The 26341-nt window shown below is 47.0% G+C and carries 26 protein-coding genes, 1 riboswitch and 1 other annotated feature; of the genes, 8 read left to right on the top strand and 18 right to left on the bottom strand.

The genetic code is table 11. The annotated features are described in order from the left end of the window. The 4 genes from lepA to gpr form a co-directional block, all read right to left on the bottom strand. Positions 1-1797, bottom strand: coding sequence for a translation elongation factor 4 (gene lepA, locus ABFC84_11210; protein ID MEN6413307.1), 1797 nt, complete (start codon positions 1795-1797; stop codon positions 1-3). Between the two features lie 113 nt (positions 1798-1910). Beyond that, positions 1911-2348 (bottom strand): hypothetical protein, encoded by a 438-nt coding sequence (locus ABFC84_11205; GenBank protein ID MEN6413306.1) that lies wholly within the window; start codon positions 2346-2348, stop codon positions 1911-1913. 25 nt (positions 2349-2373) lie between these two features. Further along, positions 2374-3429 carry a stage II sporulation protein P gene (locus ABFC84_11200; GenBank protein ID MEN6413305.1) on the bottom strand — a complete coding sequence of 352 codons (1056 nt, stop codon included), beginning with the start codon at positions 3427-3429 and terminating at the stop codon, positions 2374-2376. Positions 3430-3547: 118 nt separating this feature from the next. After that, a complete protein-coding gene (gpr, locus tag ABFC84_11195; GenBank protein MEN6413304.1) occupies positions 3548-4519 on the bottom strand; it encodes a GPR endopeptidase in 972 nt (323 codons plus the stop codon). 191 nt (positions 4520-4710) lie between these two features. On the opposite strand from gpr, the gene rpsT reads away from it, so the two are divergent. After that, positions 4711-4977, top strand: a complete 267-nt coding sequence (gene rpsT / locus ABFC84_11190) for a 30S ribosomal protein S20 (GenBank protein MEN6413303.1) — start codon at positions 4711-4713, stop codon at positions 4975-4977. A gap of 57 nt (positions 4978-5034) precedes the next feature. On the opposite strand, the gene ABFC84_11185 is transcribed toward rpsT, so the two are convergent. The 8 genes from ABFC84_11185 to leuS all read right to left on the bottom strand — a co-directional run bounded on the left by ABFC84_11185 (position 5035) and on the right by leuS (position 14607). Next, complete coding sequence (locus ABFC84_11185; protein ID MEN6413302.1) at positions 5035-5604, bottom strand: DJ-1/PfpI family protein; 570 nt, start codon at positions 5602-5604, stop codon at positions 5035-5037. 139 nt (positions 5605-5743) lie between these two features. Next, positions 5744-6139 (bottom strand): 3D domain-containing protein, encoded by a 396-nt coding sequence (locus ABFC84_11180; protein MEN6413301.1) that lies wholly within the window; start codon positions 6137-6139, stop codon positions 5744-5746. A gap of 4 nt (positions 6140-6143) precedes the next feature. Further along, a riboswitch (cyclic di-AMP (ydaO/yuaA leader) is annotated at positions 6144-6271 on the bottom strand. 10 nt (positions 6272-6281) lie between these two features. After that, positions 6282-7316, bottom strand: coding sequence for a DNA polymerase III subunit delta (gene holA, locus ABFC84_11175; protein ID MEN6413300.1), 1035 nt, complete (start codon positions 7314-7316; stop codon positions 6282-6284). Positions 7317-7346: 30 nt separating this feature from the next. Then, on the bottom strand, positions 7347-9716 hold the full coding sequence (locus ABFC84_11170; GenBank protein MEN6413299.1) for a DNA internalization-related competence protein ComEC/Rec2: 2370 nt from the start codon (positions 9714-9716) through the stop codon (positions 7347-7349). Next, positions 9713-10456 (bottom strand): DUF6125 family protein, encoded by a 744-nt coding sequence (locus ABFC84_11165; GenBank protein MEN6413298.1) that lies wholly within the window; start codon positions 10454-10456, stop codon positions 9713-9715. The genes ABFC84_11170 and ABFC84_11165 overlap by 4 nt, the downstream gene beginning before the upstream one ends. Before the next feature lie 21 nt (positions 10457-10477). Continuing rightward, positions 10478-11359, bottom strand: coding sequence for a DMT family transporter (locus tag ABFC84_11160; protein ID MEN6413297.1), 882 nt, complete (start codon positions 11357-11359; stop codon positions 10478-10480). Next, a complete protein-coding gene (locus ABFC84_11155; GenBank protein MEN6413296.1) occupies positions 11356-12012 on the bottom strand; it encodes a ComEA family DNA-binding protein in 657 nt (218 codons plus the stop codon). The genes ABFC84_11160 and ABFC84_11155 overlap by 4 nt, the downstream gene beginning before the upstream one ends. A 114-nt stretch (positions 12013-12126) precedes the next feature. Then, the gene (gene leuS / locus ABFC84_11150; GenBank protein ID MEN6413295.1) at positions 12127-14607 is read right to left on the bottom strand and encodes a leucine--tRNA ligase; all 2481 of its coding nucleotides are present in this window, start codon (positions 14605-14607) and stop codon (positions 12127-12129) included. Positions 14608-14675: 68 nt separating this feature from the next. Beyond that, positions 14676-14877: a binding site (T-box leader), on the bottom strand. A 105-nt stretch (positions 14878-14982) separates the two neighbouring features. Between leuS and ABFC84_11145 the strand changes: the two genes are divergently transcribed. The 3 genes from ABFC84_11145 (at position 14983) to lgt (ending at position 16602) form a co-directional block, all read left to right on the top strand. Continuing rightward, positions 14983-15375, top strand: coding sequence for a hypothetical protein (locus ABFC84_11145; protein MEN6413294.1), 393 nt, complete (start codon positions 14983-14985; stop codon positions 15373-15375). 95 nt (positions 15376-15470) lie between these two features. Then, the gene (locus ABFC84_11140; protein MEN6413293.1) at positions 15471-15743 is read left to right on the top strand and encodes a metal-sensitive transcriptional regulator; all 273 of its coding nucleotides are present in this window, start codon (positions 15471-15473) and stop codon (positions 15741-15743) included. A 73-nt stretch (positions 15744-15816) separates the two neighbouring features. Beyond that, positions 15817-16602, top strand: a complete 786-nt coding sequence (lgt, locus tag ABFC84_11135) for a prolipoprotein diacylglyceryl transferase (GenBank protein MEN6413292.1) — start codon at positions 15817-15819, stop codon at positions 16600-16602. Positions 16603-16653: 51 nt separating this feature from the next. On the opposite strand, the gene ABFC84_11130 is transcribed toward lgt, so the two are convergent. Both ABFC84_11130 and ABFC84_11125 read right to left on the bottom strand, forming a co-directional pair. Then, the gene (locus ABFC84_11130; protein MEN6413291.1) at positions 16654-17040 is read right to left on the bottom strand and encodes a RidA family protein; all 387 of its coding nucleotides are present in this window, start codon (positions 17038-17040) and stop codon (positions 16654-16656) included. Positions 17041-17119: 79 nt separating this feature from the next. Then, positions 17120-17551, bottom strand: coding sequence for a HutP family protein (locus tag ABFC84_11125; protein ID MEN6413290.1), 432 nt, complete (start codon positions 17549-17551; stop codon positions 17120-17122). Positions 17552-17744: 193 nt separating this feature from the next. Between ABFC84_11125 and ABFC84_11120 the strand changes: the two genes are divergently transcribed. The 3 genes from ABFC84_11120 to ABFC84_11110 all read left to right on the top strand — a co-directional run bounded on the left by ABFC84_11120 (position 17745) and on the right by ABFC84_11110 (position 21271). Next, positions 17745-18401 carry a response regulator transcription factor gene (locus tag ABFC84_11120; protein ID MEN6413289.1) on the top strand — a complete coding sequence of 219 codons (657 nt, stop codon included), beginning with the start codon at positions 17745-17747 and terminating at the stop codon, positions 18399-18401. Between the two features lie 165 nt (positions 18402-18566). Further along, positions 18567-19949, top strand: coding sequence for an FAD-linked oxidase C-terminal domain-containing protein (locus tag ABFC84_11115; GenBank protein ID MEN6413288.1), 1383 nt, complete (start codon positions 18567-18569; stop codon positions 19947-19949). A gap of 2 nt (positions 19950-19951) precedes the next feature. Continuing rightward, entirely contained in the window at positions 19952-21271 is a 1320-nt protein-coding gene (locus ABFC84_11110; GenBank protein ID MEN6413287.1) for a (Fe-S)-binding protein, read from the top strand. A gap of 42 nt (positions 21272-21313) precedes the next feature. Here ABFC84_11110 and ABFC84_11105 read toward each other — a convergent pair whose 3' ends face one another. Continuing rightward, positions 21314-22396 (bottom strand): sugar diacid recognition domain-containing protein, encoded by a 1083-nt coding sequence (locus tag ABFC84_11105; protein ID MEN6413286.1) that lies wholly within the window; start codon positions 22394-22396, stop codon positions 21314-21316. 157 nt (positions 22397-22553) lie between these two features. Between ABFC84_11105 and ABFC84_11100 the strand changes: the two genes are divergently transcribed. Further along, the gene (locus ABFC84_11100; GenBank protein ID MEN6413285.1) at positions 22554-23498 is read left to right on the top strand and encodes a metal-dependent hydrolase; all 945 of its coding nucleotides are present in this window, start codon (positions 22554-22556) and stop codon (positions 23496-23498) included. Between the two features lie 77 nt (positions 23499-23575). On the opposite strand, the gene ABFC84_11095 is transcribed toward ABFC84_11100, so the two are convergent. The 3 genes from ABFC84_11095 to ABFC84_11085 form a co-directional block, all read right to left on the bottom strand. Further along, the gene (locus ABFC84_11095; protein MEN6413284.1) at positions 23576-24988 is read right to left on the bottom strand and encodes an FAD-linked oxidase C-terminal domain-containing protein; all 1413 of its coding nucleotides are present in this window, start codon (positions 24986-24988) and stop codon (positions 23576-23578) included. 55 nt (positions 24989-25043) lie between these two features. Next, positions 25044-26105: an electron transfer flavoprotein subunit alpha/FixB family protein gene (locus ABFC84_11090; GenBank protein MEN6413283.1), complete on the bottom strand. Its 1062-nt coding sequence runs from the start codon at positions 26103-26105 to the stop codon at positions 25044-25046. A gap of 15 nt (positions 26106-26120) precedes the next feature. Beyond that, positions 26121-26341 (bottom strand): hypothetical protein (locus ABFC84_11085; GenBank protein ID MEN6413282.1); only part of this gene is annotated, 221 nt, incomplete at its 5' end.

The following is a 26341-nucleotide window of genomic DNA, read 5'->3' as shown; positions in this document are numbered from 1 at the left end:
TTAATCAATTTTCAAAATCGCCATAAAAGCTTCCTGCGGCACCTCGACGCTGCCGACCTGCTTCATCCGCTTCTTGCCTGCTTTTTGTTTCTCCAGCAGCTTTCGTTTCCGGGTAATATCGCCGCCGTAACATTTGGCCAAAACATCCTTGCGCATGGCACGCACCGTTTCCCGGGCAATTACTTTACTGCCGATAGCCGCCTGTATGGGAATTTCAAACATCTGCCGGGGAATAATGCCTTTCAACTTTTCAGCCAATAACCGCCCCCGGTAAGACGCTTTATCCCGGTGAACGATAATGGACAATGCATCCACCGGTTCACCGTTCAGCAGAATATCCAGCTTCACCAGCTGAGACGTTTGATAACCGATCAAAGCGTAATCCAGGGAGGCATAGCCCCGGGTGGAAGATTTCAACCGGTCAAAATAATCATAAATAATTTCGCTTAGCGGTAAATGATACGTCAGCATAACACGAGTCGTGTCCAAATATTTCATATCTTTAAACTCGCCCCGCTTTTCCTGGGACAGTTCCATGACCACCCCGACAAAATCATTGGGCACAATCACTGTAGCTTTTACATAAGGTTCATCAATATGATCAATTTCCTGCACCACCGGCAGACGAGACGGATTGTCAATATCCAGCATTGTCCCGTCGGTCTTGTATACTTTATAAATAACGCTGGGCGCCGTAGTAATCAGCGTAAGATGATATTCCCGCTCCAGCCGTTCCTGAACCACGTCCATATGCAGCAGCCCCAAAAAACCGCAGCGAAAACCGAAGCCCAAAGCGACCGACGTTTCCGGATCGAACAGCAGGGAAGCATCATTCAGCTGCAGTTTTTCCAGCGCATCCTTGAGATTATCGTAATCGGCGCTGTCTACCGGGTACAATCCGCAGTATACCATCGGCGTTATTCTGCGATAACCCGGCAGCGGCTTGGCGACCGGCCGATCGGCATCGGTAATGGTATCGCCGACCCGGGTATCTTTTACGTTTTTAATACTGCCGGCGACAAACCCTACCTGTCCCGCATCCAGTTCGTCCACATTCGCCAGGTATGGCCGGAAAATACCTACTTCCGTCGCCTCAAAGACTTTATCGGTTGCCATCATTTTCAGTTTCATCCCCGGCGTTATCCTTCCGTCCATCACCCGCACATAAGCGATAACACCTTTGTAGGAATCAAAATAAGAATCAAAGATGAGCGCACTTAACGGTTCCGTCTCCCGGCCCTGAGGCGACGGAATTTTCTTGATAATCGCTTCCAGAACCTCTTCCACGCCAAAGCCGGTTTTAGCACTGACCAATACGGCTTCCGAAGCATCCAGGCCGATCACGTCTTCAATCTCCTGTTTTACTTTTTCCGGGTCAGCGCTGGGTAAATCAATTTTATTAATAACAGGAATAATTGCCAAATCATGCTCCAGCGCCAGATACACATTGGCCAGCGTCTGGGCCTCAATACCCTGGGCCGCATCAATCACCAGCAGCGCACCTTCACACGCCGCCAGACTGCGGGAAACCTCGTAGGTAAAATCAACGTGGCCGGGTGTATCAATTAAGTTAAGCAAATACGTTTCGCCATTCTTCGCCGTATACTCCAAACGAACGGCCTGGGCTTTGATTGTAATGCCCCGTTCCCGTTCCAGATCCATCTGGTCTAACACTTGGTCTTCCATCTCCCGGGCCGAAAGAGCACCGGTATATTCAAGCAATCGGTCGGCTAGTGTTGATTTCCCATGATCAATATGGGCGATAATTGAAAAATTCCGAATCTGTTTCGTATTCATACAAGACCTTCTCCCTTACCCTACCCTGATAAACAGAACATAGTCACCTGGTAATTTACTACTATTATAAAATTATATCATCTGCTGCCTGCCGCCTGCAAGCATTACCTCAATTAGCGGATATAGTCAGCCATTTTAGCCGAAAGCTCAGCAATATACCGCTGTAAGCTATACTTGCATTGGAACGCCTCACCGGTAATCGGTTTAACCCACAGCGTAAATCTCTGTCTGGCTTGTCCGGCATCCAGATCCATTTTTGTAGGTATTACAATTTGATAATTTCCTGCTGTTATGATCATGTCATGGTCCTGATTCAAAATTTTTGCCACCGGATAAACAGCCTGGATATGATAAACCTGCCCAAAAAAATAAGCGGTATAACCGCCAGGGAAATCCCGTTTCATATTTAACACCTGCACACAATCCTGGCGCTGGGTCAAACTGTTTATCTGGCTCTCGGCCGCTACTACTCCGGCGATAATAATCAGCAATAATACCAAAAGACCCCGAGCAATATTTATCAATTCCGACGATGCCGGACGAATAAACATCTTTTTCCCTCCTTGCAGCAAACCATCACTGATTCTTACTTTCGTTAATAATTTCAGCCAATACATCAGCCAGCATTTCAATGCTCCGTTGTGCTTCTTCTTTTGTATTTTCCTGACAACCGACTTCCAGCAGCAGCGCCCGGGGATGAAGCTGCTGATTATAACGCCATTCTACCAGCTCGATTCCACGGGATAAGCCTGGATAATGCTGATTTAACTTTGCATCAATCAGTTTAGCGAAAGCATGATTTTCTTTCCAATGAGGCTGCTCCAAATCCTTTTGTCCTGTAGCCACTACCAAAAGAATCCGCGCCGCACTGACCCCATTAACTGAAGCTGTAACATCTTCCCGTTTGCCGGCATCACGATGAATATCAAGGATGATCTGCAGAGAAGGATTTTCGGCCAGCATATTTTTCACCGTTATTTCCGATGCGCCATACGCTTTCATAAAACTTGGATAATCATGAATCGTTTTGCTTTGTATCGCCGGTACCCCGTCCTTGGCCAGTTGCTGTACCATGGCTTCCCCCACAGCAACAATATCCCCTCGCTGACCGCCTGGTTTATGGGCGGCGCCGGAAGACGGAATAAAAGACTCCGCCGTATGAGTATGATAGATTCCCACTAACGGCTTACCGCCGGACAATACACTCATGGAATCGAATTTGGGGAAATTTGGCAGGCTCATGGCGCTTACTGTCGGTGCACCCGGTTTAATCGCCGCCAGCAAAGGAATCTCGGAATGGAAAAAGGAGCGCAGATCTTTAATATCCACACCGGTAAACAGCATAATGGCACCCCGCAGAAAATGCTGAGGCGTGAATTCCTCCTGCACCACTACCGTTCTGTTTCCGGCCACCAGCCCCGGAATACCGGAAGACAATACCTCCGACCATTCGGGCTGCAATATCCCCCGCTGGCCGGAAACGGGGGGGAAAGCTGCTGCCGGCAGCACTTCTGCCGACTCTTTCACTATTCCCAAAACTATCAGGCAAAATAGAAGCCCTGCCAGAAGACTGATCGGGACGATCTTGCTTCTGTAATAATACCGCTGCTGCCGCTGCCGTCTTTTTAGCATGAATACCTCCTAATTAACACAACCGGGTAAGTTGGCATTTTGTTTACATACAATCTATATGCCCGGCAACTGCGGTATATTACACGGCAGCAGCAAAAATCAATTCAGACAGAAATCGTTAATGCAAATACATATGAATATTTTCATAATCAATATGGGGATGCATAGCCTGGTTAATTCCGCCGGCTACTACATCCGCAATATCGGCAATCAAGCGGTCAACCTCCTTTGGTGTTACCATGAGGTCGCCAAGAGCCTCCGGCAAAACCTGACGGACTATTGTCTGACGGTCCTGCTCCGTCAGATTCCCCAGGCTTTTAAAATAGCGGGAAAATGCAGCGTGTTCCTGCAGTATATTCAACGTATCCATGGCAATTGTCGATGCATGCACCACAGTAGGAACGCCGATAGCGATCACAGGGATGCCAAGGGATTGCTCCGTCAATCCAAACCGCTTGTTGCCAACCCCGGATCCGGGATGAATGCCCGTATTGGCCAGCTGAACGGTACTGATGACCCGGCGGCTTGACGCAGCGGCCAAAGCGTCAATGGCAATCACCATATCCGGTCGAATCGTACTCACAATACCGTGCACAATTTCAGCAGTTTCCATACCGGTAATGCCCAGTACTCCCGGCGCTATAGCACAGATCGAACGAACTCCGCCCTTTAATTCGGGGGACAGCATTTCCTGCAAATGCCGGGTGACAACTATTTTTTCTACCACCCGCGGGCCTAAAGCATCCGGTGTAATATTCCAGTTACCCAGACCAACAATCAGCACTGTTGCGTTATGTGACAGCTCTGCCAGGGATCCCAGCTCCCTGGCCAGAAGGTTCATTACTTTTTCCTGCAGCGGCGTATTTTTATACCGCAGTCCCTGAGCCTCAAGGGTAATATATCTGCCCCGAACCTTTCCCATCATTTTCTCTGCCTCACCGGTAGTGATCTCGACCCTGGTAATCATAACCTCTTCCTCTTTAGCCGTTTCCATAAAAACACCGGGAAGTTCCTCCCGAACCCGCCGGGTAAGCATTTCCCGGGCCTCAAGCGCCAAATCTGTCCGCGGTGTCATCTGCTGCCGCTCCATGGCATGCCCTCCACTCAGTAATAGAATCGGAAAGTTCCGTTAATCACTATCTTAACCGAAATATTTGTCTCCTATTCAGACAGTATTTCCAATAATGCTGTCATTCCCGATACGCTGAGAATCCGACTTGCATTTTTTAATATCACGTGCTAGAATATTTTAGGTAACATAGTCATAAGGAGGTGAATCACTTGCCAAACATTAAATCATCTGAACGCAGCGTAAAAACTGATGCTGAACGGCGCTCCCGTAACTTTCCGGTGAAATCTGCCTTGAAAACGATTTCCCGTAAAGTCGTTGAGTCGGTAGAGGCCGGCAATGCGGATGAGGCTAAAACCCTCCTGACCAAAGCTAGCAGCGCTATTGACAAAGCAGTCGTCAAAGGCGTTATCCATAAAAATGCCGCGGCTCGTAAAAAGTCCCGCTTGGCGCGTAAAATCAATTCTATAGCAAAATAAGAAAAAATAAAGGCCCTGTCCCGCTGTAAATGCGGACAGGGCCTTTATTTTTTCTCTTTAAATGCTAATTTTAGCGCCCAGCAGTTCCACAAACGCTCTCAGCCATTCAGGATGGTTAGGCCATGCCTGGGCTGTCACCAGGTTGCCGCTGATTACCACCGGTTCATCTTTCCACTGTGCGCCGGCGAGCCTGCACTCCGCAGCGCAAGCCGGATACGAAGTCACCGTACGGCCTGATAAAACATTCGCCGGGGCTAACAGTTGCGTACCATGGCAAATGGCCGCTACCGGCTTCCCCTGGGCAAAAAATTCCTGTACAAGGTTCACTGCATCATCATACATCCGGATATATTCCGGAGCTCTGCCGCCGGGAACCACCAGTCCGACATAATCAGCAGCTTTGGCGTCCTGGGAAGCAATATCAATCGGAATCCGGTGACCGGTTAATTCCACGTAAGTATCCAAACCAATAAAGTCGTGGCACACCAGCTGCAGCGTGTCGCCGGCTTTTTTATTGGGAGCCGCCACTTCTACCGTATAGCCCAGCATCGCCAGAGCCTGTTGCGGTACTTTAACCTCATAATCCTCGGCACAATCGCCCGTCAATAACAGAATCTTTTTCGCCATCTGATTCCCTCCTTTTTAGTCTGCATATTTCTTCTATGCCGCCGATAAAATTCCTTCTTTTTCCTATATTAAATAATATTAACAACCGATCTGATAGTAAACTAATAAAACTACCCAAGACGAGTCTTGGGTAGTTTTATTAGTTTACTATATACACTTTTACATTTTGAATACCGAACTGATATGCTTCCGGCACAGAATTCAAGGCAATATCGATCCGGTTGCCCTTAATTGCACCGCCGGTATCTTCAGCTGTTGCCTCCACGCTATGACCATCGGCAAACTCGATCCGGACTTTAGAACCCAGCGGAATTACATTGGGGTCAACGGCGATAATTCCCGGACGAACCGCAGTTCCCAGATAAGTTTTGTTTTCCCACTTGCCATTGTCATGAGCCCCCGGTGCATAAGCTGTTGCGACTATATTCATTGCAGCCTCATGGTCTTCGTGTCCCTGGGCGGCGTAAGCCGCCGGTAATACTGCGCTAAACCCAAAAATAGCCATAGCAATAACACCTAGCATAAACTTCTTCATTTTTTATACCCCTTTCCTACGCCTGCGGAGTTAGCTGACGGGTTCGGGATAAAGGGACTCCCTACCGCGCAAATGCGGATTCACCCCATAAATGGGTCCCCCGTGTTCATTGAACTTCGGCGTGACATGTATATTAACATATTTATTGACATAATTCAATAATAATTTTTTCCAACACCACACTGTCTGTTCGGCTCGTTTTCAGCCCAAAATCCGCATCTGCCAGTGCCAGGGAGGCCTGTTTCAGTGATTGCAATGAAAATTGCCGGCTCTGTCTGACCATCTTTTCGCCGATAAACGGCGGCACTTCCAGCCGAACGGCTATTTCCCGGCTGCCCCTGCCGTTGGCGGACATTTCTTTGGCCTGCCACAGCATTCTGACTTGCCGCGCCAATAAAGACAGTATTTTCAGCGGCGGCTCCCCTGCCGCCAGCTGCTCGTCCAGCAATTGCAAAGCCTGGGAAACCTGCTTCCGGCTTAAACTATCAATCATGGTAAAAATAGAAATTTCCGGAATAGACGACAGCACTGCCTGGATGTCCCTTAACATAATCTCCCGCCGCTCCCGGGTATACAGCGCCATCTTTTCCAGCTCATTGGCCAAAAATTCTAAAGAAATCGGCGACATAATGCCGATAATACTCATGAAATATTCCATCGCATCCGGTTTCATTCGCTTATCCAATTGGATCAATTGTTCGTTAAGCCAGGGACGTATCTCATTCACTTTTAATGGTGCCACCGGAACAACAGCGCCGTTTTTCTCCACCGTTTTAAAAATTGTCCGGCGCTTATCCGCTTTTCCCCGCGTAGACAGTACCAAACAGCTATACTCCGGTATATTGCTGAAAATTTCTATCCACTGCCGGTCTGCCGAATCCGCTGGTGCCGTTTCCTCACCGCCGCCTTTGCGCGAGCGAAATAACCCAGTTCCTCTGATAATAACAACATTTTTTTCTCCCATAAACGGAGCTGTTTCCACCAGATTTCGCAATTCCGGCGCCGGCGGCTCCCGATCCAGAACAGTTAGATTCATCTCCTGCTCATCCGGCTGCAGCACCGCATCAATAATTTGCTTTTCAATCTGCCGGGCCAGATACCCCTCTTCACCGTAAATAAGGTACAGCGGCCGAATCCGGCCGATTTTAATTTCTTCTACTGCTGCTGCATAATCCATAGCTTTCTCCTTCTTAACCTTGGTTCGTTTTTATCTGACAAAGGTACGAACCGCCAATTCGCTTCCATCACTATAAAAAACAATGGCGCCTTGAAGATCGGTACGAAGTACGGAAATATCCCGGGATACAAACCGTTCCAGTACATCTGGATGAGGATGACCAAACCGGTTATTGCTGCCTACCGAAATAACCGCATATTTAGGATCAATCGCCTGCAGGAAAGGTATGGTAGAAGCCGTTTTCGACCCATGATGCCCCACCTTTAACACAGTCGCGGCTAGAGAATCATTACCGGCAAGCATTGCCATTTCCCCTTGTGCCTCTAAATCGCCGGTAATCAGAAAACTGTGGCTGCCATAACTCGCCCGCACGACACTTGATACCTCGTTTCCCGTACGGACAATCGCCCCCTCTGCTGCGTGGAGAATATCAAGCCGGACTCCGTCAAGGACAATCTGCTGTCCTTTGTAGATGGGAATAATCGTGCTATTCTTTGCGGCATGAAGCATTGACTGTACCGCCGGAGAATAATCCTCCCGGGACAGCATCACATTTCGAACCGGAATAGCAGCGACGACAGAGGCGGCACCGCCGGCATGATCCTGATGCCCGTGAGTCAAAACCAGATAATCAACCTGCCGCACCCCATAATGCTTTAAATAGGGAACCACTACCCGGGCACCAACATCAAAATCTGTGGATTCCCCTAAGCTGCCGCCGGTATCCACTAAAACCGACCGACCGTGAGGAGTAGTGATAAGAGTCGCGTCTCCCTGGCCGACATCAATAAAATGCACCGCGACGGCAGCAGGATAGCAAATATATCCGGTAAACAAAACAATGGCCGCTGCAATAAAGCCGGCACTGCTTTTGGGCCAGCGCCGCACCAGTTCAGATAAACCGGGAAACCTCCGGGGCTGATATCCGTACAGCCACCCTACAAACAAATAATAAACCATTCCCCCGGCCAGGCCAATCGGCGGCAGATAGACGGCACTGCCCGGAAGGGCCGCCAGCACAGTCACAATTTGAACAATCAGGCCAATCAACAGGCTGCATAGCACCAATATAATCTTGCCCGGCACACTTAAAATAGAACCGATTAACACTCCGGCCAGACCCAAAACAACGACTGCTTCAATAATAGGGACAACAATAATATTGGCAATAAAAGAGCTAAGGGAAAAACTATTAAAATACCATGCCAGAAACGGCAAGACAGCCAGCTGGGCGGATAATGTCACCGCCAATGCTTCCGCTATCCAGCGGGGCAGAAACAGCAGCCGTCCCACTGTCTTCGGATAGAGATACACCAGCCCGGCAGTGGAACCAAAGGAAAGCTGAAAGCTGATGTCATAAATAAGCCCCGGCTGAACAACCAGCATACTAAGTCCGGCCAGAGCCAAAGCGGCCGGCGCATCTTTTTCCCTGGCAAAGCCCATGGCAGCCAGAGCCGTAAGCCCCATAACTGCCGAACGGATCACCGGCGGCGTCAGACCGGCAAAAACCGAATAAAAAAGAATCGAAAAGCCAGCGAAAAAAGCCACGATACCCTGCCTTAGCTTCAACCGGGACCCCAGCCACAAAATCACTCCCGCCACCAGCGCAATGTGAGAGCCCGACACCGATAAAATATGAACGATGCCGGTAGTCGCAAAATCGGCAATGACCTGCGGCGTGATCCCGCTGTAACCGCCAAACAGCGTACCCACCAAAATAGCTCCGTTGCCGGCGGGCAGTACGGTTTGTATCTGAGCGATAACACTGTCCCGCCATTGAGCGACTTTATTCTGCCAATGGGGAGCTTCTGCTTTCTGAAAGCGGCTGCTGCCGGATTCTACTGTCATTCTGGCGGTAATGCCCTGACGTTGTAAAGCGGCTACACTGTTAAATTGCCCTGGATTATTATAGCCGTGCAATGATACGATTTTACCGCTCATGGCTGCCATATCGCCATATTTCCCAATATAGGAATTTTCAGCCTGCCGGGAACTCACAATGACGGAACCAGTGGTAGCTGTTTCCGCTGCTTTGCCAAAACGAATTTTTCGGACTGCCAGCACATATTTTACCTTAATTTTCCCCTCGTCCAGCTTCGTCACCTGCGGAACAGCAGCAATTTCGCCGACAACAGTGCCCTGGCGTCCGGCATATTGGCTGATATCCAATGGCGATAAGGCCTCAGAATGAATAAACCGTATCATCCCGCAGACAAAGAACACCGCAGCCAACAGCCATACTGCCGCCTTGGGACGCCGAAAACTATACCACAAGGCGGCAGAAATCAGCACCGCCGCACTGCCATACAAGAACCCAAGCGATCCAAAATACAGACTGCCAAGCCAAATACCGCCGGCAAAAGCGACAGTCAAAACGACAATAAGATTCGGCCGGTTCACTCGATACTGAACCGCCAGGCGCAGGCCCATTCCTGAGGATGATCATCCGGCGGACAGCCTACACACTCTGTCTTAATCCTGGAATCAATAGCCCGGGCAAAGGTCGTATACTCCACCAAACCAGCCGACTTGCAGGGATAATCCTCCAGTTCTTTGCTGTTTCTGGCGGACTGCACCCGGCAGTCATTCATTTGCAACAATATGCTGGCAGGACTTTCCTCAATAATGGACTGTACGTTAATTCTGGCATACAGCCGCAGTTGCAGCGCTGTTTTCAATCCTGCCAGTCCCGGCTGTTCCGGCAGATTCAACAGCCGCTTGATCGACCAAGCCTCGAAGGGGGAAAACCAAGCCCAGCAGGAATCGTTGCAGCGCTTGGCAGCCAACATCCCCTGCCTGGACTCCACTGCCTGAAACCAGATGCCGTCACCGGCCAGCCAGTTTAATCCCAAACTGCTGATCAATGCAGTCAACTTTTCCTGGGGCATGTCCAGCAGCGGCTCGGGAATTCCATCCACCAGCTTAAAGCCAAACATTTTTCCCAAACGATGCAATTGAACTCCCCGGCTTTTTCCATAAGCATCGCCCATGATTTCCAGGGCTTTTTCAAAGCCGAATTGGTGCTCCACTTCTTTAAACCAAAATACGTGATGCACTATAGTTCGATGCAGCATGTCTATGACCATACCGGCAAGTTCCTTTTTGTTTAAATTATCTACAGCAAATTCCTGTTGTTCCATAAAACAGCTCCCCCTCCTATATCATTTCATCTGAAGCTGCGATAACAACATTCCGGTCATCATCAGCCCACAACCCAGCAGTTCACGTAATCCAAGGACTTCATTGAGAAGAAAGTATCCTCCAATCACCGCAAAAACTGTTTCCATGCTGAGAATAATAGCAGCGTGCGAAGGCTCAGCATATTTCTGTCCGACAATTTGTAACGTATAAGCAATACCAACCGAACAGAAACCACCGTATAAAATCGGCATAATCGCCTGCAGAATTCCATCAATCGTAATTGTCTCCAGCCATAGCGCGGTTATAAGACTCAGTACAGAGCAAGTAGCAAACTGAAAAAAAGCCAACTGCAAAGTATCGATCTTCCGGGAAAAATGATCAATCAGCAGAATATGGACTGTCCAGAAGCACGCTCCGATAAGCTCAAGCAAATCGCCGCATAATATAGTGAAGCCTTCCTTGATACACAAAAAATATAATCCGGCTATGGTCAATAGACAGCCGCACCAGGTACCGATAGTAATCCGCTGCTTCAAATAAATCCCCGCAATGGGTACAAATACAATATACAAGCAAGTTACAAAAGCCGCTTTTCCGGCAGTCGTATAAATCAGCCCAATTTGCTGAAAAGTTACGGCTATAAAAAGAATGAATCCTGCCAGCAGTCCCACCCGCCAGCCATGGATCGGTTTAGTGCTGTTGCTGCTCGTATTCAGGGAATTCCTTTTATAAACATAAATCAGCGGCACTAAAGACAAACTGCCTAAAGCAAATCTCACTCCATTAAAAGTAAACGGCCCTACATAATCCATACCCACTCGCTGGGCGACAAAGGCGAATCCCCAAATGGCGGCTGCAAGTAAAAGTAAAAAATCAGCTTTGAACTTCATATCCGCAATCATATGCCGATTTTGTCTTTAAGATTATTATATTTGCTTTCACTAATCCCCTGGACTTTCTTAATCTCAGCCGGATCTTTAAACAAACCGTTCGCCTGACGGTAATCAACAATACGCTGGGCCAAGGCGGGACCAATCCCTGGCAGCTTGTCCAGCTCCGCTTTGTCCGCCGTATTGATATTTACCCGGTTTCCGTTCACCACTCCGCCGCCGGCAGCACCAGTCGCACTCACAATACCGCCCGGAACAAAAATATGCATGCCGTCTTTGACGTTTTGAGCCAAATTCAGTTTATTGACATCCGCTCCCGAAGCCAGTCCCCCAGCCAAGTTAATAGCATCAATTACCCGTGTTCCGGCGGGAACTCTGACGACCCCCGGCTGATTGACCGCCCCGTTGATGTAAATAACGATTTCTCCCTTTAACTCCGCCATGGGCATACTGTCTTTCGTCCCGCCGCCAGCCGCCGTTGTTTCCGCTGCCGTGTTTTTCTGCCAAAAAGCATACGTGCTGCCAGCCAAGATAACAGCAGCTAAAACAGCAGCCAAGACCAGCCGCTTTTGCAGTTTCTCCACTCCGCCACCCCATTTACCAGCATTTTTCTTACCAGACCCGTAGGATTCCAAAATGCAACGAATAATTACTATTTTTGACATAAAATTGAAAATACCTATCAGAGTATATAAAAAATATAGCAGAACAGTAAAAAAACAGTCAACGTTTGCGTCAACTGCTTTTTACGGTGATGTTCCCTTATCTGCCGGCTAATTCTATTTTACTACTATATTGACTATTTTTTGCGGAACGCAAATGATCTTGACGATTTTCTTGCCGGCAATAAGCTTCTGAACTCTTTCCTGTTCCAAGGCGATCTGTTCCAGCTTCTTGGCGTCCAGCCCTACAGATACAACTATTTTATCCCGCACTTTGCCATTAATCTGCAGCACGATTTCAACCTCGTCCACTTTGACGGCTGCCGCATCAAAAACCGGCCAGGGCTGTTTATGCACGCTGCCCTGCTTGATGGTCTCATGCCATAATTCTTCAGTAATATGCGGTGCAAACGGGGCCAGCAGTCGCAGCAAACCGGATATCACTTCGCGAACCAGCCCCGGATTCAGGGAATCCTGCTGATCTTTGGCAGCATACATGGCATTCACTAATTCCATAATCGAACTGATTGCAGTGTTAAAATTAAACCGGCTTCCAATATCTTCCGATACTTTCTTAATCGTAACATGCAAAGCCCGCCGCAAGTCAGTTTCCGTCTTGGTTAGCTTGCCAGGATCACAGTCACTGTCATCTTCGGACAGAAACGCAGCATAATGGCCGACAATTCGCCACAGCCGGCCAAGGAACCGATAGGAACCCTCCACTCCCTGATCGCTCCATTCCAAATCCCGTTCAGGCGGAGCGGCAAATAATATAAACAATCTGGCGGTATCGGCACCGTATTTGCCAATAATTTCTTCCGGCGATACCACATTGCCTTTCGATTTTGACATCTTGGCACCGTCTTTGATCACCATTCCCTGGGTAAGCAGATTTTTGAACGGCTCATTTACTTGAATCAATCCGGCATCCTTCAGAACTTTGGTAAAGAACCGGGAATACAAGAGATGCAAAATAGCGTGCTCAATTCCGCCGATATACTGATCCACCGGCAACCAATGATTTGCTTTTGACGGATCGAAAGGAGCTGTGGTGTTGCGGGGATCCGTATAGCGCATATAGTACCAGGAAGAACAGATAAAGGTGTCCATCGTATCCGTTTCCCGCTTCGCTTTGCCGCCGCATTTCGGGCAAGTACAATTTACAAACTCCTCAGCCTGAGCCAGCGGTGACACAACACCGGCGTCAAATTGTACATTTTCCGGCAGCAGCACCGGCAGTTGATCCTCCGGCACCGGAACAACGCCGCAATCAGGACAATAAATGATGGGAATCGGTGCTCCCCAATAACGCTGACGAGATACCAGCCAGTCTCTGAGACGATAGTTAACCCGGCGTTTGCCAATTCCCTTTTTCTCCAGCCAGTCTGCTATAGCGGATCTGCCCTTGGCATTGTCCATACCGGTGAACGGTCCGGAATTGACCATCATTCCGGGACCATCGTAAGCTCCGGTCATGGTCTCAATCGTCAAATCAGAACCGGCTGGGCTGACCACCAGGCGCTTCGCCAATCCATATTTATTCGCAAACTGCCAGTCACGCTCATCATGGGCCGGCACACCCATCACGGCCCCGGTTCCGTATTCAAACAAAACGTAGTTGGCTACCCAGATAGGAACCTCTTCGCCGGTAAAGGGATTGATCGCATAAGCGCCGGTAAACATCCCTTCCTTCTCAAATTCATTGGAAGTCCGGCTGATTTCACTTAAATGGCGAACCTTTTCAACAAACTCCCGTACGGCCGGAGCTGTTTCTTTTCCCTCAATTAATCTTTCCACAAGAGGATGCTCCGGTGCCAATACGATATAGGTAACACCAAACACAGTATCCTGCCGTGTCGTATAAACAGGAATTCTTTCCTTCAATTCGGGAACTTCAAAACTGAACTCCGCCCCTTCACTGCGGCCGATCCAATTCTCCTGCATCGTTTTTACCCGATCCGGCCAGCCCTTCAGCTCGCTTAAGTCTGCCAGCAGCCGATCGGCGTAATCGGTAATCTTAAAAAACCATTGCTCCAAATCCTTTTTTCTGACCGGTGAATCACACCGCCAGCAGTGACCGTCAATGACCTGCTCATTAGCCAGCACCGTATTACAGTCGTCGCACCAGTTGACGGTTGCTTTTTTCTTGTAGGCCAGTCCCCGTTTGAAAAACAGAAGAAACAGCCACTGGGTCCAGCGGTAATATTCCGGATGGCAGGTCGCCACTTCCCGTTCCCAGTCATAGGACAGCCCCAGTTCCTGCTGCTGTCGCTTCATATTATCCATATTGCCCCAAGTCCACTCTGCCGGATGAATGCCATGTTTAATGGCTGCATTTTCCGCCGGCATGCCAAAGGCGTCAAATCCCATAGGGTGAAGCACATTGTAGCCCTGCATGACCTTAAAACGGGCCAGCACGTCGCCGATAGAATAGTTGCGCACATGCCCCATATGTAAATTGCCTGAAGGATAAGGAAACATTTCCAAAACATAATACTCAGGCTTTTGACGGTTTAATACCGTTTTAAAGGCATCCTGCTCCTGCCAAAGAGTTTGCCACTTCTTTTCAATCTCCCGGGGAACATATCTCTCGTTCATGCTATACCTCCCAATTTGTTAGAAACTCCTGTTTCGTCATAAGCGAAAAAACGCCCCATGGCTTATAAGCCAGGGACGAGTGATTCCCGCGATACCACCCTGTTTGATGACCATGTCATCCTCTCGTTGATTCGTAACGTGAATCAGCCGTCAGTTTCCTTGCAACTGCTCCTCCACAGCCAGTTCGGCACCCCGGGGATTGGCTCGCATCAGCCGCCAATTTTCTGTTTTCCCCATACTGGGCTTACTACTCTGTTTCTTTGGATTTATGCATGTAATTATATCCCAGTCAGTTTAAAAAGTCAACTTTTTGCGAACCGATTATTGTTCTATAATGCTTAATCAAACATACAATATTTTTGAGGGAGGTGCATGATGTATAAATTAATTATCGGCAACGTCAGAATTACGGTAGCGGAGGACACCATCACCCGGGAACAGGCTACCGCCGCCGCCAGACAGGCACTCAACACTGCTCAGCAGCAAGGCAAGCTGCTAAGCCATATTGAAATCAGCCTTGATGATACGGGACTGCAAGTATTCACCGAAGAAAAGGCCGGCTACCGCTCAACCCATAAAACCATTAAACAAAGCATGCTGGATGACATGCGTACAACAATAAAGGAAAAATTTTATCCAAGCAGTGCCTACAGCAGCAAAGACAGCTGGCTTGACAATGATACCGGCCAGGAATGGCGGGGCTCGGAAGTAGATACGACCCGCAGCGAATTGCTGACCAAATTCGAAGCATGGATAAAAACGGTATAAAAACTTTTCAGCCAGGCTGCTCTTTTGCCTTGCATAAATCTGCCGAATTATTCTATAATGAAGTAAATTCGTAAGACAAAAAGGAGCAGCTCAGGATGGACAAATCGCCTGCAAGAGCAGAGGTTTTGAATCGGTTGAAAAATGTGAAAGGACATATTGCCGGGATTGAGGGAATGGTGGAAGAAGGCCAGTCCTGCAGCAGTGTGCTGATTCAGCTTTCTGCTATCCGAGCATCGGTTGAAAAAATCGGCATTTATATATTGGAAAATAACGCCGTCGAATGTCTCTGTGACAATGAATCCCCTGATATTGCAGATAAAGAAAAAATAGCCCGGATTGTAAAACAAATGATTACCTTTTTAAAATAATAGCACCATCCATTTAGGGAAAAGCCACCCCCAGGGGTGGCTTTCCATAACAAATCATCCTGGAGGCGTTAACTTGCATCAGTATCTTTTTTTTATTGGCGACTTTCCTATTCGGGCCTACGGCTTAATCCTGAGTCTGAGTATTATTCTGGCTACATGCACCGCCTACTTCCTGGCCAAGCAAGACGGCCGCTGGCAGCAGCATGTGCCGGATATCGGCATTTACTGCGGTTTGGCAGGAATTGTCGGCGCAAGGTTATGGGATGTTTTCTTCTTTGATTGGGAATATTATCAACACCATCTTTTAGAAATCCCCTTTGTCTGGCAGGGAGGAATGGCAATCCAGGGAGGTGTTATCCTGGGAGCCATTGTCGGTTATTTATACACCAAATGCCACCATATCGATACCTGGGCCTTTGCCGATATTGTAGCCGCTCCTTCCATTATCATGGGACAAGCCCTGGGAAGAATGGCAAACCTGCTGAATGGAGATGCCTTTGGTCACCCTACCGGCAGTTCTTTCGGTATTATTTATCCCAATACTACCTTAGCCTACCAAGTATATGGCAATCAGCCGCTTTGGCCGGCAGAAGTCTGGGAAGGACAAATTGATCTGGTTATTTTTGTCCTGCTGCTGCTATTTAGAACCACCAATCATGCTAAAGGTCAGGTTTTTATTTTATATGCCGTATTATATTCCCTTGCCCGCTTCTTTTTGGAATACCTGCGGGGCGATTACGGCACCCTGCTGTGGGGGTTAAAATCAGCCCAGTTAACCAGTCTGGCCGCAATTATTATCGGCAGCATTTTATTTATTTGGTGCGGCCATCACAGTGAACGGATCTGCCCCAAAAAATAACTGGCGCAACAATCGACGTCAGTTGTTTTAAGCAGCCTGGATGATTTTTATTTACGGCTCGGGGTAAACGGCAATTAATTCCATTTCCACAAGAACATTACGCGGCAGCCGGTCAACCTGAACACAAGCCCTGGCCGGATGCTCTTGCGTAAAATATTGACCGTAGATCTTATTCATTACCGCAAAATCATTCATATCCTGCAGGAAAACCGTAGTTTTGACTACATCGGAAAATGTCAGCTTTTCTTGCTCTAAAATTGCCCTCAGATTATTTAATACCTCATATGTCTGAGGCTCAATTCCGCCATAAACAGTTTGTCCGCTTACCGAATCCAACGGTATCTGCCCGGAAATAAATAGAAAACCGTTCGCCTTTATCGCCTGAGAGTAAGGGCCAATGGCCTGAGGCGCCTGACCGGAACATACGACAGTTTTCATAGAAACACCACCCTTTGATTTAGTGAAAATATTATACATCCTATATCTTATTCCCTAATACTTTGAAAATTCCTGTAACTCAGCCTTGACTTTCTTGCGGCAGAGAACGGTGAGCCAGCCCAACGGCTACTTCATTTAAGTTCAGCACTCCCACTCCGAAATATATCGCCACACATAAATGTTCACCACAACGGGCTATCCCGATTTTTCCGCCGACATTGAGTCCCACGGCTTTGGGAGTAATCTGTTCCAGCGCCGCACGCGCCGCACCGGCAACCGCTCCTTCCCCTACGTGATTGGGCGCTACCAGCCCCTGCCTTTCTGCCGCCACCACAGCCCGTTCAATGATTTTCTTTACGGAAGCTACAAACTCGCCGCCAAAGTCAACGGCTACGGAATGAATGCCGCGTTTCAACAATTCCTGCCGTATGCACTGTTCATCCTGACGAGTTTCACTGATGGCAATGCGCAGTGATGCCCTGCCAATATCAATGCTCGTAATATCTTCCACGCTGCTGATTCTCCTTTCTACTGTACTACCTTACTCTGAATTCTATTCTTAGTATAAACCTGATAACATGGTTTGTCTGTTTACGGAAAAAATAAAATGTGATACAGTTTACAGTAGGATAAAAAATAGCTGAATGAAGAAAGGGGGGCGGCGTTGTCTCCTGATAACCAGGTTGATAAGGCGCCGGTAATTTATGGATAAAATTCGTATCATCATTGCTGACGACCACGCAGTGCTCCGCTCCGGACTAAAAGCCCTGTTGAATTGTTCGCCGCAATTCGAAGTAATCGGTGAAGTTGGCGATGGTCTGGAAGTGCTGAAGATGGTAGAAGAACTCACTCCTGATGTTCTCATTCTTGATCTTTCCATGCCGGGCATGAGCGGTGTGGACTGCCTCAAAGAAATCCGTTCTCGCAATCTTTCCTGCCGAGTGCTGGTTCTGACAATGTACGACGATGAAGAATATATCAAAGAAGTTATGCGAGCCGGAGCAGACGGCTACGTCTTAAAAAAATCAGCTGATACCGAGCTGATTGAGGGTATCCTGAAAATTCACGCCGGCAAAAGATATTTAAACGAAACCATCTCCCAAACCCTGATTGACAGTCTATTGCATTCCTCTGTGAATGAACCGGACAGTCGAAATCCTTATGTACTGCTTAGTATCCGTGAACGGGAAGTGCTCCGTTTCTTAGCCCAGGGCCACACTAACAGCGAAATTGCGAAACTACTTTCCATCAGTGCTAAAACCGTCGACACCTATCGTTCCCGGGTAATGAATAAGCTGAATGTAAGGAAAAAATCAGAGCTGGTAAATTACGCAATTCATTATAAACTCATCAATATTTAGCTTTGTAGGTATACATCTTACGCATATGTAAGGATTTTACTGATAGAATAATACTACCTTTACCTGATTTACTTCTGCCAAAATTTCAGCGAAACTATTAAGTAGTAGATATGTATGTCTCATATGTTTATAAAATTCAATTAATTTGTAGAGGAGTTTTGAAAAATGCAAACCAGTACCCTTGATGCATTAAAGAAGATTGTTGGTCCTGAATATCTATTGACCAGCCCTGAAGACCTGTATTGTTACTCCTATGATGCAACTCCCGGTCATCAGCATCTTCCTGAGGCAGTTGTACGGCCGGCCAGCACAGAAGAAATTTCCAAAATTTTGGCTTTGGCCAACAGCAACAAAATTCCTGTTTATACCCGTGGCTCCGGCACGAATTTATGCGCCGACACCTGTCCCACCAATGGCGGTATTGTCCTAGTAACAACTCGTATGAATAAAATCCTGGAAATTGATAAAGAAAATTTGATTGCCGTAGCTCAGCCAGGCGTAGTTGTTGCTGATTTAAACAAGGCAGTGGCAGAGTTCGGCCTTATTTATCCGCCTGATCCCGGTACTGTTGCAACTGCAACTTTAGGCGGCACCGTTTCTGAAAATGCCGGTGGATTAAGAGGCTTAAAATATGGGGTTACCAAGCACTATGTCATGGGAATGGAAGTAGTATTAGCTGACGGAAATATAATAAACTGCGGCGGTAAAAACGTAAAAGATGTATCCGGGTATGATATGACCAAACTCTTTACCGGTGCTGAGGGTACACTTGGTGTCATTACTAAACTTATCCTCAAAGTAGTTCCTGCTCCCGAAGCAAAAAAAGCCATGATGGCTATCTTTAAAAATCTTGATGATGCTGGTAATTCTGTAGCTGGTATTATTTCCCATAAAATCATTCCTAGTACTCTGGAAATCCTGGATAATTCAACCATCCGTACAGTGGAAGATTCTGCGAAAGTCGGCTTGCCACTGGATGCGGAAGCTGTTTTGCTCATCGAAGTTGACGGCAATCCAACCGTTGTGGAAGCGGAAGCTGAAAAAGTCTTTGCCGTTTTAAAAGAGAATCATGCTTTTTCCGTCCAAGTTGCCAAAAATCAGCAAGAAGTGGACAAACTTTGGGCTGCCCGCCGTGCCGCCCTGCCGGCATTGTCAAAACTTCGTCCCACCACTTTTTGTGAAGATGCAACCGTTCCCCGCAGTCAAGTCCCTAAATTTCTCCGTGCTGTAAGTGACATTGCTAAAAAATACAACGTTACCATCGGTACTTTTGGTCATGCCGGCGACGGCAACATGCATCCCACTATTGTTTGTGACCTCCGGATCAAAGAAGAAATGGAACGTGTTGATAAAGCCATGGACGAAATCTTTACAACGGCGCTTAAGCTGAACGGAACATTAAGCGGTGAACACGGAATCGGCTTAGGTAAGCTGTCCTGGATGGAACAGCAGCATGGTCCTATCCTCATGGAAACGATGAGATCAATTAAGCGTGCACTTGATCCCAATCTGATTCTTAATCCTGGAAAACTAGTGGGAGAGTGTTAATAATGAGCAATGAGATTACGGCCAAGGATATAAACGAGCACGATAAAGAGCTGCTGCGCGACATAGAAGATGCTCTGGCCAATTGTGTGAAATGCGGCAATTGTATGGCAGTCTGTCCCATTTTTAAAGAGGTCGGTGTTGAATCCGGCGTAGCCCGGGGTAAACTGGCACTCATGGAAGGCGTTTTAAAAGGCGATATTCCCATTTCCGACAATTTTGAGAAGGCATTGGGTAAATGCCTTTCTTGTAAAGCCTGTGCTGCAAACTGTTCTTCCGGCGTACCTGCCGATGAACTCATTATCCGGGGGCGTCAGGCCATTGTAAAGGCCCGTGGTCTTCACCCGATGAAGCAAAAAGTATTCACTTTGCTAAAGAACAGACCCCTATTTGACTTTGCCTTGCGGATGGCCGGTCTCTTCGGACCGCTTGGCATGAAAAAACTGCCCCGTCCAATGGCGGTTGTAGCTCGCTTCCCTATGCCCGGAATGGACAAAAGACGAGTTTTGACCCCCTTTGCGGCTACTCCTTTAAGAAATCAATATCCTGAAACAATTAAAGTGGATAAACCTAAAATGCGGGTAGCTTTCTTTACCGGTTGCACTATCAACTATGCATATACCGATATCGGACAATCTGTTATTAATGTTCTGAAAGCAAACGATGTTGAAGTTGTAATGCCCAGCATGCAGCATTGCTGCGGCACTCCGGTATTCACTTCGGGTGATATAGAAACCGGTAAAACATTTGCCAGACATAACATTCAAACCTTTGAACGCTATGATGTTGACTATATTGTTGCGGCCTGCGGTTCTTGCGCTGAAGCATTCAAATTTGAATATCCTAAAATGTTTAAGGATGAACCGGACATGAAAGCCCGGGCAGAAAAGCTGGCCAAGAAGACTTTAGAAATCAGCGAATTTCTCGTTGATGTAGTGAAATTCCGCAAGGATAATCTGGGAGAAGTGAAAGCAACGGTAACAATGCACGATCCTTGTCATATGGTTCGCGGTATTAAGGTCACCCAGCAGCCCCGTGAGATTGTAAATGCAATCCCCGGCATTAAATTCGTAGAAATGAAAGAACCCGCTCGCTGCTGCGGATCAGGCGGTTCTTTCAGCTTAGCAAACTATGAACTTTCCCGAAAAATCAATGATCGGAAGGTTGCCGATATTGCCTCAACCCATGCCGATATTGTCGCGACAAGCTGCGGCAGCTGCCGGATGCATATTACCGATGGTCTTGTACAAAATCATCAAGATAATACTCAAGTAGTTCATGTGATCCAGCTACTGGATAAAGCTTACCAGGCTGGTAAAAAGTAATTCGGATTCAATGAGAAAAAAAGGCGTTTAATATGATAAATATCATATTAAACGCCTTTTTCTTTTCCGCAGAGGGATTTCCACCGTAATAGTCGTTCCTTCCCCCGTATGGGACCTCAAATCAAATCGTCCGTCCAACAATACAACTCTTTCTTTCATTCCATAAATTCCCAGCCGCATTTTACTGTGAGCTTCAAAAGTATCCGGTTCAAATCCCACTCCGTCATCAATCATTGTCAAAAAAAGCTGGGACTGCTTTTTGCACAATGTAACCTGAACATAGGAAGCTTTGGCATGCTTGGCAATATTGGTTAATGCTTCCTGAATAATACGGTATAAGGTGATCTCAATTTCCGGTGAAAATCGTTCCCGGGATAAATTAGCAAAATTAATATTCACCTTGATGTCATATTGCCGCGAATAATTTTCAATATACTTTTGTACTGCCGCCACCAGTCCTAAATCGTCCAAAAGTACGGGACGTAATTCAACCGCTAAGCGGTGTACTGCCTCCAGGGTATTCACGGCAAGATCACGCATCTGCAAAATTTTTTCCTGCTCAGTTTGACTTTGAACATGTTCCGCCAGCACCCGTAAGCCGACAATAATGGAGGTTAACGACTGACTCGTTTCATCATGAAGTTCACGAGAAATTTTCTTTCGTTCGTCTTCCTGAATACTAATAGTTTTATTTAACAATACAGACTGCAATTCTTTCTTTTCGTTCAGCACTCCCAGCAGCTTTTCCTTTTGCGCATTCGATTCCAATGCCGCCTCCACAAACCTCGCCGCCAGCCGGGCATAAGGAGCGGCCAGCTCCGGATCACCGGTAACACCGATTACCCCTACACACCGCTTATCAAACATAATGGGCACACTGAGTCCTGGCCGCACACCATGTAAGCTATCGCCTTCATTACCGTATACCGCAACTTCCTGTATTTTCCCTGTTTTAAGCATCCGGGCCGCAGCTTCGTGAACCTGTTTAATCCGATCTTTGCTGAAAGATGCAATAATAACGCCATTATGGTCGGTAATATTAACGTTCTTCTTCAGTTCACTGGCGACAATATCAACTAATGACTGGGCAAACCGCGGATCAATACTTTCATATTCTTCCTGCATAAATACCATTCCTATCCCTTCACGGTTCTTATACTAACTGTATTATTAACTCTATTATATAACGCCAGACATATAAAAATCCACAACTTACCATAGAAGTCCTCCCCCGGTCTGTGCTATAATCTTATGTAAACCTTTTTTTAGCGGAGGTATGCCCATGGATACGTTATCCCATACCCTTATCGGAATCGCCGTAGCCGGTTTATCCGGACAACCGGCAACTGTAAATGACCCTGTATATATTGCAACACTCCTGGGCGCGCAAGCGCCTGATTTTGATATTATCGCTCTGCTGCGGGGTAACCTGGCTTATCTGAAGCAGCACCGCGCCTTCTCTCATTCCTTTCCCGGATTAGCTTTGTGGTCAGCATTAATTACTATCGCCATTCACTTGTTCATGCCGCAATCATCACTCCTTACTGTATTCAGCTGGGCCTATATCGGTGGAATCTCTCACATTGGTATTGACTATTTCAATACCCATGGGGCAGCAATTCTCTGGCCATTTCGAGCTGATCGCAAGAGTGTGCAGCTGCTCAATGTATTTGATCCGATACTGCTATCCCTCATGCTGCTATTATATGCAGGTGATTTTACGCCTGTCGGACTAGCTTCAGCCACTCTTGCAACGATTATTGTCTATATCGGTCTGCGGTTATATCTGCGTCAGCAAGCCACAAAATGGCTGACAGCAAACTTTGCCGCTCATACGGTCAGCCGGATTACTGTTATGCCCGCTTTAAAACGTCTCTTTTTTTGGGATTTTGTGTTAGAAACGGACGTGCGATATTTTATCGGCCAGATTAGTGCCTTCTATCCCCTTGTAGAAATTCACGCCAGCCTGCCAAAAGCTACTGAAGTATCCAGCCTTACTGTCGAAGCCCAAAAAACGCCATTAGGAGATTTTTTTAGCCGCTTTACTCCCTTTATCTATTATGAAGAACAATTAGATGTTGATCTACTCAAGGTTAATATTTACGATTTGCGCTATATCATAAATCAGCAGTTTTTACATCAGGCAACCATTATTTTTAACGAAAGAAACATTCCGGCAATTTCTTATATGCATTCTCATGGGCGTAAATTCAACGTTCCCTGTTAAACTGGCAGAAGCTGTTTTTTTACTGGCGTGGGGATTTTAAATAAAAGAAGGCTGGTACCTTTGTACCAGCCTTCTTTTTATTGATAAAGCAAAACCTTTCCCGGATTCAGGATGTGATTCGGATCTAACACATCTTTAATGGATTTTAGTATACCCAGCTGGCCGGCTGTCATATGTTTCGCCATAGCTTCGGCCCGTTTTGCGCCGATACCATGTTCGCCAGTCAGACTTCCCTCCAGTTTATAAACGGCTTCGTAAATTTCCGCCAGCACTTGATCTTTTAATTCATGCCAAGTATGCTCATCTCTGTCTTCACGCAACAGGGTGCAGTGAATGTTCCCATCACCGGCATGACCGGCGCTAGGAAGTCTGCAGTTATATTTCTCGGCAACTCGCTTAATTTCTGCTAATGCTTCAGGAATACGAGAAACAGGCACTACGATATCTTCCATGCAGTATACCGGACTGACCATACGCAGGGCTTCGGCAAATGCTTTACGGGCTTTCCATATCCGTTCTTCGCTGGCCATATTGTCGGATACAAATACTTCCAGTGCTTTGTTATCCAAACAAATTTTACCGATGATTTCATAATCGCTTTCCACCTGAGCCTCAGTCGTACCGTCCACCTGGCAGATAATATAAGCATCGGCATCGCTGTAAGGCAGTTTTTTGTTCAGATAAAGCTCGGACGCTTTGATGGACTCGCTATCCATAAATTCCAAACAAGCAGGAATAATGCCGGCCGTCATGATTTTAGGAACAACGCTGATTGCTTCCTGCATTGTCTGGAAGGGGACCAGCAAAGTCGCAATGTATTTAGGCAACGGCATTAATTTCAGCCAGATTTTAGTAATAACGCCTAGCGTTCCTTCGGAGCCGACGAACAAATGAAGGACATCGTACCCGCTGACATCTTTTACATTTTTACCGCCAAAGGTGACAATATCGCCATTGGCCATAACCATTTCCAAACCATATACGTGACGGCTGGTCGTACCGTATTTTACCGCTCTATTCCCGCCGGCATTCGTTGCTACGTTGCCGCCAATGAAAGAAGATTCAGCGGAACAAGGGTCGCCGGCATAGAATAAGCCATGTTCTTTCGCTTTACGCTGTACATCGCCGGTGGTAATACCCGGTTCAAGAACCATAAATAAGTTTTCCTCATCAATTTCGATGATTTTATTCATTTTTTCCAGGGATAATACGATACCGCCTTGCAGGGGAACAGCGCCGGCAGCCAGCCCGGTACCACCGCCGCGGGCAATAATTGGTACGACTTTTTCGTTGGCCCACTTAACGATCTTCGAAACTTGTTCCGTCGTTTCCGGCTTTACTACAGCCTCCGGCTCTTTTTCCCAAAGTTTATCGGAAACCTCATCTCTGGAGTACATGTCGATTTTTTCTGTATCGACAACAACATTGGCTTTACCAATAAGATCGCTTAACTCCTTAATATCTTCAGCAGTAAGTTTATGATATTGCATTCCTGCTCCTCCTTTTTACTGGCTTTCAAGTTTCCCACTGTTCAGCTCTGAACCATTAACGAGCGCAAGCAGCTTCCGATTTCGCGTTGGCTTTGTGCTGTTTTATTGCCTCAATCATCATAGGAACGACTTCAAAAACATCACCAACAATAGCAAAGTCGGCAACTTTGAAGATTTGAGCTTCAGGATCTTTATTTACTGCAACAATGACCTCAGAAGTTTGCATACCGGCTAAATGAGCAATTTTACCGGCTAATCCCAAGGCAATATACAATTTAGGAGCGACTGTTTTACCGGAAAGGCCGATTTGATGAGGATAGGTGGTAAAGCCTAATTCTACAGCATCGCGACTTGCACCTACGCCAGCTCCCAATAATTCAGCAAGCTGCTCGACCAGTTTGAACCCTTCCGCATTTTTAAAACCTTTACCGCCGGAAACAATGATCTCAGCATCCTCAATGCCTACCGTCTGGGTAGTATCTTTAATGAACTCCAGGAATTTTTCCGGAGTAATAAAAGTAGCACCGTCATATTTTTTGACAACAATCTCACCCGTGCGGGTACAATCCAAGGCTAGCGGTTTGCAGGACCGTGGACGGACGGTAGCCATCTGAGGACGATGCTGGGGAGTTTTTATGGTAGCCATAATATTGCCGCCGATAGCCGGACGGGTCTGCAGCAGCAGTTTTGTTTCCGGATCAATCGTCAGGGAAGTGCAGTCCGCGGTCAATCCGGTATTGACTTTGGCCGCTGCCAGAGGCATTACCGTACGGCCTGTAGTCGTTGCCGCCGCAATCACAATTTCCGGTTTTTCTTCTTCAATCAGTTTAACTATGGCATTTTGATACGATTTTGGTAAAAAGTTTTTCAAAGCGGCATCTTTTACATGTAAAATCCGATCGGCACCGCGATGAAAAACTTGCTCCATGTCTTGGATTTCATCGCCCAGCAAAATGCAGCTCAGCTTGCTGCCAAGATCATCTGCCAAAGAACGGCCGCGGGCAATTAACTCAAAAGTTACGGGAAGAAGCTGGCCGTCTTTTTGTTCACCTAAAACAAATACGCCTTTATATTGAGAAAGATCTTTTTGAACGCTCGCATTTACATTTGTAGACACGTCTATTTACCCCCCTTATATGCATTCCTTGGAAACGAGGAATTTCAGCAAATCTTCAACCGGTTGTGTAGTACCGTTAGCCTGTTTGAAGATTGTGTCACGCGACAGCTTCGGGCTGAATACTTTTACTACACGAGTTGGGGAACCTGTCAATCCTATTTCGGTTTTATCTATACCAAGTCCTTGGGCATCATAGACGCTGATAGGAACAGTTTTTGCTTTTAATTTGCCGCTTA

Source organism: Veillonellales bacterium, assembly GCA_039680175.1.
GTDB lineage: Bacteria > Bacillota > Negativicutes > JAAYSF01 > JAAYSF01 > JBDKTO01.
The sequence above is the reverse complement of the archived record's forward strand: the minus strand, read 5'-3'. Positions and strand labels throughout refer to the sequence as shown.